9 protein-coding genes are annotated in these 10,614 nt (G+C 70.6%); 8 read left to right on the forward strand and 1 reads right to left on the reverse strand.

Annotated elements, in window-relative coordinates:
- The first annotated feature begins 79 nt into the window (after positions 1-79).
- Both N177_RS07405 and N177_RS07410 read left to right on the forward strand, forming a co-directional pair.
- Positions 80-334, forward strand: a complete 255-nt coding sequence (locus N177_RS07405) for a type II toxin-antitoxin system CcdA family antitoxin (RefSeq protein WP_023431664.1) — start codon at positions 80-82, stop codon at positions 332-334.
- Positions 322-612: a CcdB family protein gene (locus N177_RS07410; protein WP_040485347.1), complete on the forward strand. Its 291-nt coding sequence runs from the start codon at positions 322-324 to the stop codon at positions 610-612. The genes N177_RS07405 and N177_RS07410 overlap by 13 nt, the downstream gene beginning before the upstream one ends.
- A 15-nt stretch (positions 613-627) precedes the next feature.
- Here the strand turns inward: N177_RS07410 and N177_RS07415 are convergent, their stop codons facing one another.
- Positions 628-2,934, reverse strand: a complete 2,307-nt coding sequence (locus N177_RS07415; RefSeq protein WP_023431666.1) for a xanthine dehydrogenase family protein molybdopterin-binding subunit — start codon at positions 2,932-2,934, stop codon at positions 628-630.
- Positions 2,935-3,086: 152 nt separating this feature from the next.
- Between N177_RS07415 and N177_RS07420 the strand changes: the two genes are divergently transcribed.
- From N177_RS07420 to N177_RS07445, 6 genes are all read left to right on the forward strand, one after another.
- A complete protein-coding gene (locus N177_RS07420) occupies positions 3,087-3,761 on the forward strand; it encodes a potassium channel family protein (RefSeq protein ID WP_023431668.1) in 675 nt (224 codons plus the stop codon).
- A gap of 25 nt (positions 3,762-3,786) precedes the next feature.
- Positions 3,787-5,106: a TrkH family potassium uptake protein gene (locus N177_RS07425; protein WP_023431669.1), complete on the forward strand. Its 1,320-nt coding sequence runs from the start codon at positions 3,787-3,789 to the stop codon at positions 5,104-5,106.
- 101 nt (positions 5,107-5,207) lie between these two features.
- On the forward strand, positions 5,208-6,521 hold the full coding sequence (locus N177_RS07430; protein WP_023431671.1) for a hypothetical protein: 1,314 nt from the start codon (positions 5,208-5,210) through the stop codon (positions 6,519-6,521).
- Positions 6,518-8,074, forward strand: a complete 1,557-nt coding sequence (locus N177_RS07435) for a cytochrome P450 (protein WP_023431672.1) — start codon at positions 6,518-6,520, stop codon at positions 8,072-8,074. The genes N177_RS07430 and N177_RS07435 overlap by 4 nt, the downstream gene beginning before the upstream one ends.
- 178 nt (positions 8,075-8,252) lie before the next feature.
- On the forward strand, positions 8,253-9,509 hold the full coding sequence (locus tag N177_RS07440) for an MHYT domain-containing protein (RefSeq protein ID WP_023431673.1): 1,257 nt from the start codon (positions 8,253-8,255) through the stop codon (positions 9,507-9,509).
- 207 nt (positions 9,510-9,716) lie between these two features.
- A complete protein-coding gene (locus N177_RS07445) occupies positions 9,717-10,571 on the forward strand; it encodes an FAD binding domain-containing protein (RefSeq protein ID WP_023431674.1) in 855 nt (284 codons plus the stop codon).
- Positions 10,572-10,614 lie beyond the last annotated feature (43 nt).

The raw sequence follows: 10,614 nt of genomic DNA on the forward strand, positions 1-10,614 counted from the left end.
TTAGCGCCGTGCCGGCGGCATTGGCCATACCTGTCGCATAGCGGTATATTTCGGCCATGCTCATCAGAGGATGCCGCGCATGCCCTCCGCCGCCAAACGCAAGACGTCCCTCACGCTCGACGCCGAGGCGCTCGATGCCGCTCGGGCGCTCGGGGTGAACGTCTCGGCGGTGGCCGATGCCGCGCTTCGGCGGGCCGTGCGCGACGCCCGCCGGGTCCGATGGCGCGAGGAGAATGCCGAGGCCTTCGCCGCGCAGGCCGAATGGCACGAGCGCCACGGGCATCCGCTGGCGGACATCATGGCGGGGCCCGGCGGCGCGACGTGGAAGGACTGAGTCGCTTCGACGTCGCGGCGCATGGCGATGTGCTGATGGTCGTCGTGGAAAGCGACCTGCTGCCGCCCGATCCCGCCGTCGTCGTGATCCCGCTGCTGGCAGATTATCCCGCCGTCCCGCATTTGAACCCGGTCATCCGGCTGGGCGACCGCGACCTCGTGCTCGCGACCCGGTTGATCGCCGCCGTGCGGCGCGCCCGACTGCGGCGCATCGGCAGCGCAGCGGCACATGGCGACGAGATCGTGCGAGCGGTTGACGTTCTCATGGGCGGCGTCTGAAGCGCCCTCCGGCCCTCACTCCGCCGCCTGCTTCCCCTCCCGCAGCGCGCGCCATAGCTTCATCGGGGTGATCGGCATGTCGATCTCGGCGATGCCGGCATAAGCGTGCAGCGCGTCGACCACCGCGTTCACCACCGCGGGGCAGGCGCCGATGGCGCCGGCTTCGCCGGCGCCCTTGAAGCCGAGCGGGTTCGTTTTGCACGGCACGTTGCGCGTCTCGAAGCCGATATCGGGGAAATCCTCCGCGCGCGGCAGCTGGTAGTCCTGGAAGCTCGCGGTGACGAGCTGGCCCGTGCCGGCCTCGTAGACGACCTGTTCCATCAGCGCCTGGCCGACCCCTTGCGCGATGCCGCCATGGACCTGGCCCTCGAGGAGGAGCGGGTTCAGCGTGGCGCCGAAATCGTCGACAACGGTGTAGCCGACGATCTTCGTCTCGCCGGTGTCGGGGTCGATCTCGACCTCCACGACATGCGTGCCGTTCGGGTAGGTCGGCGCCTCGGGGCCCCAGGATTCGGCCTCTGCGAGAGGCTGGCCCATCTCGGCCGCGCGCGCGGCGACGGCGCGGAAGGTGGTCGCGCGATCGGTGCCGGCGATGCGGATCTCGCCGTCCTGAAGCGCGATGTCGTCGGGCGCGGCTTCGAGCATGTCCGAGGCGAGCTGCCGGACGCGCTCGGCGAGCCTCGAGCCCGCCGTCGACACCGAGACGCCGCCGACGGGAATCGAGCGCGAGCCGCCGGTGCCGGCGCCCGTCTTCACGAGGTCGCTGTCGCCCTGGATCACCTCGACCAGGTCGGGCGCGATGCCGAGGCGCTCGGCGACGATCTGCGCATAGGCCGTCTTGTGGCCCTGGCCCGAGGCCTGGCTGCCGATGAGGAGCTTCACGCTTCCGTCGGGCTCGACCGAGAGCGTCGCGGTCTCCGGCCCGCCGCCGGCGCAGGCCTCGATATAGGTCGCCATGCCGATGCCGCGCAGCCGCCCCCGAGCCTCGCTCTCGGCACGTCGCGCCGGGAAGCCCGCCCAGTCGGCGGCCTCCATGGCGCGGGTCATGTGGCCGTCGAACTCGCCGCTGTCGTATGTGCGGGCGGTCTGCGTCGTGTGGGGCATGGCGTTCGGCGGCACGAAGTTCAGCCGCCTGATCTCCGCCTGCGACAGGCCGAGCTCGCGCGCCGCCTTGTCGACCAGGCGCTCGATCAGATAGGCCGCCTCCGGCCGTCCGGCGCCGCGATAGGCGTCGATGCAGACCGTGTTCGTGAAGACGCCGCGCACGCGCAGATCGACCGCCGGGATGGCGTAGGCGCCCGGCACCATGTGCGTGCCGTTCACCGGCACGAAGGCCGCGTAGTGCGAGATATAGGCGCCCATCTCGGCCTTCGTGTCGACCTTCAGCGCGAGGAAGCGGCCGTCGGCGTCGAGCGCGAGCTCCGCCCGGCTCTCGTGGCCGCGGCCATGATAGTCGGCGAGGAAATGCTCCGTGCGGTCGCCCACCCAGGTGACGGGGCAGCCGAAGCGCTCCGCCGCCGCCATGACGAGCACGTACTCCCGGTAGGGGAAGAAGCGCGTGCCGAAGCCGCCGCCGACGTCGGGCGTGATGAAGTGGAAGCGCTCGCGCGGCAGGTTGAAGATCTGGTCGGCGATCACCGGCAGGATGATGTGCACCCCTTGCGTGCCGGTGACGAGCGTGTAGCGGCCGCTGTCGGCGTCGTAGCTTCCGGTCGCGCTGCGGGTCTCGAGATAGTTCGTGACGATGCGGTTGTTGACGAGGTCGAGCGAGACGACATGCGCCGCGTCCGCGAAGGCGCGCGCGACAGCGTCCGGATCGCCGTGGCGCCAGTCATAGGCCTCGTTCGTGCCGTGCGCCGGCCAGATGACGGGAGCGCCGTCCGCGAGGGCTTCGGACATGCTCGCCACGGCGGGCAGGTCGCGCCAGTCGATCTCGACGGCTTCGGCTGCGTCGCGCGCCGCCTCCGCCGTGCGCGCGACCACGATCGCCACCGCCTCGCCGACATGGCGCACGCGCGAGGCGGGCAGGACGGGGTGCTCCGGCACGTGGATCGGCTCGCCCGAGGAATCCGTGATGCGGGCCATGCAGGGGATCGGCCCGAGACCCGGAATGTCGGCGGCCGTGAGGACGCCGATCACGCCCGGCATCGCCCGCACCGCCTCGAGATCGCCGAAGGCGAAGTCGGCATGGCCGAAGGGGCTGCGCACCACGGCCATCCACGCCGTGCCGTCGGGCCTGAGGTCGGAGGTGAACCGGCCGCGCCCGGTGATCAGGGCGGGGTCCTCGAGACGCGTGACCGATTGCCCGATGCCGAACTTCATGCCGCTGCTCCTCGTCCCTCGCACGGCGGGCAGGCTAGCGGGGCCCGCGGCCTGCCGCAATGCAGCAAGGGCAGAGCACCCCTGTCGTCAGCGCCGGCCACAGGTGCTACTCATGCAGCAAGGGAAGTGGCGAGGGGCTGAAGTTCAACGACATGTCCAGGAAGAAGCGGGCCTTCGCGGTCATCGGGCTCGGCACGTTCGGCCGGCAGGTCGCAACGCAGCTCGCCGATCTCGGCAACGAGGTCCTGGGCATCGACATCGACGAGCGGAAGGTGAACCCGATCGCCGACCGGCTCGACCAGGCCGTGATCGCCGACGCGCGCGACGAGCAGGCGCTGAAGGAAGCGGGCCTCGGCGACTGCGACGTCGCGCTGGTGGCGATCGGCGAGGACCTCGAGGCGAACATACTCTGCACGATGACGGCGCAGATCCTCGGCGTGCCCGAGGTGTGGGTGAAGGCGATGAACAAGATGCACCACCGCATCCTGCACCGCATCGGCGCGACGCGGGTGATCCACCCCGAGAGCGAGATCGGCACGCATGTCGCCCACATGCTGCACACGCCCTACATGGTCGACTATGTGAGCCTCGGGAACCGCTCGCTCGTGGCGATCGTCTCGGTGCCCGAGGCGCTGCAGGGACAGGGCGTCACAGACCTCGACCTCGAGGGCTACGACATACGCTGCCTCGGCATGGTCAGGGGCAGCGACTTCGTCCCCTGCAACGGTGAGGCGGACCTCGCATTCCGGCCGGGCGACCGCATGCTGCTGCTCGGGCGGCGGGACGGGCTGCAGCGCTTCGCGACGGACCTGATGGACGCGGGATAGGGACCTCAGGCACGCAAGACTGGCCATGACCCGCCTCCGCGCCCCCTTCACACCGCCCGCGGTCCTGTTGATGCTCTACGCATCGCTGGCGGTGATGGGCATGCTGCTCCTCAAGCTGCCGATCGCCACGCGCGAGCCGATCTCGTGGCTCGACGCGGCCTTCACGGCCACCTCCGCGATCACGATCACCGGCCTCACCACGGTCAATACCGGCGAGACGTTCACGAGGTTCGGCCAGATCGTGATCCTCGTCCTGATCCAGCTCGGCGGCCTCGGCATCATGACCTTCACCGTGCGCGTCCTGTCGGCGTTCGGCATGCATGTCGGGCTGCGCCAGCGCATCGCGCTCGGTGAGGACCTGAACCAGACCTCGGTCGGCGACCTCTTCGCGCTGGTGAAGACGATCTTCGTCTTCGTCCTGATGGCCGAGATCGCGGGTGCCATCCTCCTGGCCTTCCGCTTCGTGCCCGACTTCGGCTGGGCCGACGGCATCTGGGCGGCGGTGTTCTTCTCGGTCTCCACCGTCAACAATGCCGGCTTCGCGATCTTCCCCGGCAGCCTGTCGGCCTATGCGGCGGACCCGCTCGTGAACCTCGTGGTGCCGGCGCTCTTCGTCTTCGGCGGGCTCGGCTACACCGTGCTCTACGACCTCAACCGCGTGCGGCGCTGGCGGGGTCTCAACCTGCACACGAAGCTCATGCTCGCGGGGACCGCGGGGCTGATCGCGGTGTCCGTCCCGGCGACGCTGGCGCTCGAATGGACGAACTCGGGCACGCTGGGCGGGCTGCCCGCGGACGAGAAGCTGATGGCCGGCTGGTTCCAGGCGCTGACGACCCGCTCGGCCGGCTTCAACACGGTGCCGACCGAGAACCTGCGGGATTCCACCTCCTTCATGTTCGTCATCCTGATGATCATCGGCGGCGGCAGCACGTCGACGGCCGGCGGCATGAAGGTCACGACCTTCGTCGTGCTCCTCCTCGCGACGATCGCCTTCGTGCGCGGGCAGGACCGGGTGCACGCCTTCAACCGGGAACTCGGCGAGCGCGACATCCTGAACGTTCTCGCGCTCGGCGTCGTCACCGTCTCGCTCTTCTCGCTGGCGGCCTTCCTCCTCATCCTCACGCAGGAGGGTGAGCTCATCGACATCCTCTTCGACACGGCCTCCGCCGTGGCGACGGTCGGCCTGTCCAGGGACATGGTGCCGAACATGGACGATTTCGGGCAGCTCCTGATCATGTTCCTGATGTTCGCCGGCCGCGTCGGGCCACTCGCCTTCGGCTTCGCGCTGGCGCGGCGCACGCAGCCGCTGTTGCGCTACCCGCCCGGCAAAGTCTTCATCGGCTAGATCGGCAAGTTCTGCCGCCGCAGGTGGCCTTGTGGAGTCGGTCGACACGCTTCTACAATAACATCCACAAGAAGAACGACTTAGCGGGGGAGGTGGATCGGGTGGCTTGGGGTCTTGCGGCTGGCCCGACCTCGCCGTTGCGCGAAGCCGAGGGGGGCGCCGTGCCGAGCCGCGCGCGCGGCAGGCAAGGGCAGGTCGAGGACGCGGGCACGGCCGATGGCGGTGGACATGGCGTCTATCGCCGCCGCGTTCTGTACGTGCACGGCTTCGACCCGCGAGGCCCCCGCGTCTATCACGGCTTCTTCCGCGAGGGGGCCGGGATTGCCGCCGGTCGCTTCGGCCGCACGCTGTCCGTCTCGCCGCGCCGCAAGGCCGGCCCGCACGCATCCGCCTGGACGGTCGAGGCGACCGACGAGGCGACCGGGCAGCGCACCGTGACGGACTACGAGGTGCTCCGCTGGGACGACATCGTGCGGGACCTGTGGACCGCGCGATCGCCCTTGCGCCTCATCCTCGAGGCGTTCCGCGTGTTGCTCTTCACCTGGCGTGCGGGGATCCTGCGAACCCACTACCGGCCCGCCCGCGCCGGCTTCCTCGCGATCCTCACGCCGCCCGCGATCATCGCCGCCGCGGCCCTCGCCGCCGTGCTGCTGACGCTCGCCGCCTACGCCGCCATATCGGCGCTCGCAGGCGCGCTCGGGGCCGGCGCCACGACGGCCGCCCTGGCGGGCGCGGCCGCAGCGGGCGCGGTGCTCGTCGGGGTGTTCCTTCTCTGGCGCGTGGCGGAAACCCGCACGAACCTCTGGTGGCTCACGCGCTGCCTCGACTACCTCCTCGGCACCGCAAGTGGCCGCACCGACCGCTCGGTCGCCCGGGCGGAGCACTTCGCGGGACGCCTCGTCGAGGCCTGGCGGTCGGGCGAGGACGACGAGATCCTGGTCGTCGGCCACAGCCTCGGGGCGCTCCACGCCGTGCGCATGGTGGCGGGCGCCCTGCGGCAAGAGGAAGGGATCGGCCGCCGGGGAGCGCGGGTCGCGCTCCTGACGCTCGGCCAGACGATCCCCTTCTACAACATGCTGGGGGAGGACAGGGCGTTCCGCGAGGATCTCGTGCTCCTCGGGACGACCGACCGGATCACCTTCTTCGACGTGACGTCGGGCTCGGACCCGGGCTCGGCGTGCAGGCTCCCGATGCTCGAGGGCATGGACGTCCGGCCGGAGGACGCGCGCGTCGTGCAGCGCGAGCCGGACTTCCACGACATACTCGGGCCCGAGACCTTCAGGCATGTCCGCGCCCGGCCGCTCGAGTTTCACTTCCAGTACCTGAAGCCCTCCGAACGCGGCACGCGCTTCGACTATTTCGAGATCGTCACGCGGCCCGCGCCGCTTAGGGCGGTCGTGAGGGAGGCCGCATGATGCGCCCGCCGGCCCAGACGGACGTCCACGAGAACGGGCGGGCGGAGCTCGCCGAATTCGCGGCGTCGCCAGGAACCTGCCCCTTCGCGGGCCGCGACGGCGGAAGCGAGAGGCACGAGCACGCCGCGTTCCGGCCACCGCTTCCGCTGGCGCTCGACCGGCACCCCTCGACGATCCAGCGCCTTCGCATGCGCCTGCGCTCGAGTCTCGATCTCTTCCTGCACGGGAGCTACGGCTTCGTCGGGGTCTCCCGCCACCGCATTCCCTCCGTGCGGTCGCTGAAGAAGCGCTTCATGTTCACGGTGCGGGACCCCGCCGTCATCCGCGAGATCCTGGTGCGCCGCCCCAAGGACTTTCCGAAGGGCGAGCTCATGCACAAGATGCTCGGCAAGCTGACCGGCTACAGCATCTTCGTCTCGAACGGGGCGGCATGGGAGCGGCAGCGCCGGATCGTCGACCAGGCCTTCACCCATGCCGGCGTGCGCGACGTCTTCCCGCTCATGCGCGACGCCTCCGACGCCTGCCTGGCGCGGCTCAAGGCCCAGGCCGCGGGCGGCGGGCCGGTCTCGATCGACGCCGAGATGACGCACTACGCGGGCGACGTCATCTTCCGCACGATCTACTCCGAACCGATGGGAGGCGAGGCGGCCGGCCGCATCTTCTCGGCCTTCGAGGTGTTCCAGCGGCTCGCCTTCGCGCAGGGCGTGCTCGCGCTCGGCGGCATTCCCTTCTGGCTGATGTGGACGAACCCGCGCTCGTGGCGCATGGCGCGGGAGATACGCGACGTCCTGAACGGGCCGCTCGAGCGCCGCCTCACCGCGGTGCGGGCGGGCGAGCCGGTGTCGTCGCGCGACATTCTCTCGACGCTCATGACGGCCGTCGACCCCGTGACGGGGACGTGCTTCGAGGGGGACGAGCTTCTCGACGAGATCGCCGTCCTGTTCCTCGCGGGGCACGAGACCTCGGCGGCGGCGCTCGGCTGGGCGCTCTACTGCATCGCGAACCGGCCGGACATCCAGCAGGCGATGCGCGAGGAGGTGCGGACGGTGCTCGGAGACGGGGAGCCGCGCTTCGGCGACATGAAGCGGCTCGAGCTGACCCGCAACGTCTTCCGAGAGGCGCTGAGGCTCTATCCGCCGGTCGCCTATTTCTCGCGCGACACGACGCGGGACGAGCAGCTCGCCGGCGTCGAGATCGCGGCCGGCTCGCCCCTCACGGTGCCGGTCTGGCTGATGCACCGCCACACGGAGTTCTGGCGCGACCCCAATGGCTTCGATCCCCACCGCTTCGCCTCGGAGGAGACGCGCGAGGCGCAGCGCCTCACCTACATGCCGTTCTCGATGGGCGCCCGCGTCTGCGTCGGCGCGGCCTTCGCCATGCAGGAGGCGACGCTCGTCCTGGCGGAGCTCGTGCGGGCCTTCGAGATCCGTCCCGTGGTGGGGCACGTGCCACAGCCGGTGTCCCGCCTGACGGTGCGCTCGGAGAACGGGATCCGCCTCCACCTCACGCCGATCGAGGCGAACTCGGAGCCTCTCGCGTCCGGCGCCACGTGATCTGAGGCTGCCCGACGGTTGCGTCGGGCCGCAATTTCGCCCGTCCGCCGCGCGATGCTGCGGCCCGGTCCCCCCCGGCCGGGGGCCGCGTCGAGTTGACACCTCGCGTTCAACGCCATCAACCTTAACGCCAGCGAGACTGGCCAGAGCCGTCTGCCTGAGATCGAGAGTTTTCGGGGTGCTCGAGCAGTCCCACGACATGATGCTGGTGATGGCCTCGCTCGCCGTCTCCATCATGGCAAGCTTCACCGGCCTGTCGCTGACGCGGGGCCTCTCGGCGCTGCCGCACGCCCAGCGCAAGCTGATGGTGGCGATGGCCGCCGTGGCGCTAGGCGGCGGCATCTGGTCGATGCACTTCGTCGCGATGCTGGGCCTGACCCTCCCGGTCCTCTTCTACTACGACGCGCTGATCACGCTCATCTCCGCGCTCGTGGCGATCCTAATGGTCGGCATGGCGCTGCTCGTCATGCATTTCAGGCCCCGCACGCCCGTAACGATCACCGCCTCGGGTGCGCTCGTGGGGCTCGGCATCGCGGCGATGCACTATATCGGCATGTCGGGCATCCAGCTCTGCCGCGCCGTCTACTCGCCTCCCGGCCTGACGGTCGCGTGGGCGGCCTCGGTCGCCCTCGGCATCCTCTCCTTCTGGGTCGTCTACGGCGACCGGAGCCGCCGCAACATCCTCCTCGGCACCGCCTGCTTCGGCGTCTCCGTCTTCGTCGTCCATTTCGTCGCCATGGGCGGCACGGGCTTCGTCGCGGCGGCGGCGGCAAGTGCCGAGGGGCCGCTGCTCGGCAACGCGACGCTCGCGATGATCGTCACGGTGGCGGCCTTCGTGATCTGCGGCGCCTTCCTGCTGACCGGCATCACCTTCTTCCCGACCGACGAGGAGGGGCAGCGCGTGCCGCTCGAGCGGCGCCAGCCCGAGGGCGGGGCGCCGGCCATGTCGCCGGGAGCGGCGCTCGGCTTCCCGGCCGCCGCGACCATGGCCGGGATGCCGGCGCCGACCGTTTTCGCGCCGGCGGGCCTCGCCCTGGACGCGGAGGCCCCCACGGCCGGCGCGGCGGCATCGCCCCCGGCCGTGCCGCAAGGCGCGCACGGGACGGCGCAGGTGCCTTACGAGAAGGACGGCCGGACGATGTTCGTCGATCGCGCCCAGGTGGCCGCGGTGCGGGCGGAGGGGCACTACACGATCCTCTATGTCGGCGGCCAGAAGCTGTTCTGCCCGTGGTCGATCTCGGATGCCGAGCAGCGCCTGCCCGAGCCCCAGTTCGTACGGGCCCACCGCAGCTACCTGATCAACGTCCAGCACGTGACGAGCTTCGAGCGGCGCAAGGACAACGGCATCTGCTTCTTCGAAAGAACGGCGGCACTCGGCATGGTGCCCGTCAGCCGCACCAGGCTGACCGCCGTCCGCGACGCGCTCGGCCTCTGACGCCGCGCGCCGGCGAGAGGCCCGGCAGACCTGCCCTTTCGCAGTTCGTGCAGCCCATTCGCAGTTCGTGAAACGCTCCGCGCCGCTCGTTTGTCCCCGCTCATTGCCGCGGCGCACACATCGCCACACTCCCTGAAGCGAAGGACGCGACAAGACGTCCCGTGACCAAGGCGCCCGACGCGGGCGCCCCAGGAGGAGGAGCTCCCGATGATCCCAGCTTCATTCGAATACCACCGGCCGACGAACCTCGAGGCCGCGCTGGCGACCCTGAAGGAATTCGGCGACGACGCCCGCGTCCTCGCCGGCGGCCACAGCCTGATCCCGATGATGAAGCTCAGGATGGCGGCGGTCGAGCACCTGGTCGACCTGCAGGCGATCGCCGACCTGAAGGGCATCGCCATCGACGGCGGCACCGTCCGCATCGGCGCGATGACGACGCAGCACGAGCTGATCGCGCATCAGGGCCTCGCCCAGGCGGCCCCGATCATCCGCGAGGCGGCGCTGCAGATCGCCGACCCGCAGGTGCGCTACATGGGCACGGTGGGCGGCAACGTCGCGAACGGCGACCCCGGCAACGACATGCCGGGCCTCATGCAGTGCCTCGACGCGACCTACACGCTCGCCGGCCCCGACGGCACCCGCGAGGTGAAGGCGCGCGCGTTCTACGAGGCGGCCTACATGACCGCCCGCGAGGACGACGAGATCCTGACCGCGATCGGCTTCGAGGCGACGGGCGGCGGCTGGGCCTACGAGAAGCAGAAGCGCAAGATCGGCGACTACGCGACGGCCGCCGCCGCCGTGATCCTGCAGAAGGACGGCGGCGTCTGCAGCGGCGCGTCGATCGCCATGACGAACCTCGCCGACACGCCTGTCTGGGCCGCGGAAGCGGGCGAGGCGCTCGTCGGCACGGCCTGCGAGCCGGACGCGGTGGGCCGCGCCGTGGAGGCGATGCTCGCGCGGATCGAGCCGACCGAGGACAATCGCGGCCCGGTCGAGTTCAAGCGGCACGTCGCCGGCGTGATCCTGCGCCGGGCGATCGAGCGCGCCTGGTCGCGCGCCTGAGATCCGACCGTCCCGGCGCGAGCCGGGGCGCGGCCCGCAGATC

It is taken from the genome of Lutibaculum baratangense AMV1 (genome assembly GCF_000496075.1).
Lineage (GTDB): Bacteria > Pseudomonadota > Alphaproteobacteria > Rhizobiales > Tepidamorphaceae > Lutibaculum > Lutibaculum baratangense.

Excerpts from the sequence above, each read along its gene's own strand:
- N177_RS07415 (WP_023431666.1), bottom strand. The coding sequence starts at position 2,934 with ATGAAGTTCGGCATCGGGCAATCGGTCACGCGTCTCGAGGACCCCGCC.
- N177_RS07425 (WP_023431669.1), top strand. The coding sequence starts at position 3,787 with ATGACCCGCCTCCGCGCCCCCTTCACACCGCCCGCGGTCCTGTTGATG.
- N177_RS07445 (WP_023431674.1), top strand. The coding sequence starts at position 9,717 with ATGATCCCAGCTTCATTCGAATACCACCGGCCGACGAACCTCGAGGCC.
- N177_RS07405 (WP_023431664.1), top strand. The coding sequence starts at position 80 with ATGCCCTCCGCCGCCAAACGCAAGACGTCCCTCACGCTCGACGCCGAG.
- N177_RS07435 (WP_023431672.1), top strand. The coding sequence starts at position 6,518 with ATGATGCGCCCGCCGGCCCAGACGGACGTCCACGAGAACGGGCGGGCG.
- N177_RS07420 (WP_023431668.1), top strand. The coding sequence starts at position 3,087 with ATGTCCAGGAAGAAGCGGGCCTTCGCGGTCATCGGGCTCGGCACGTTC.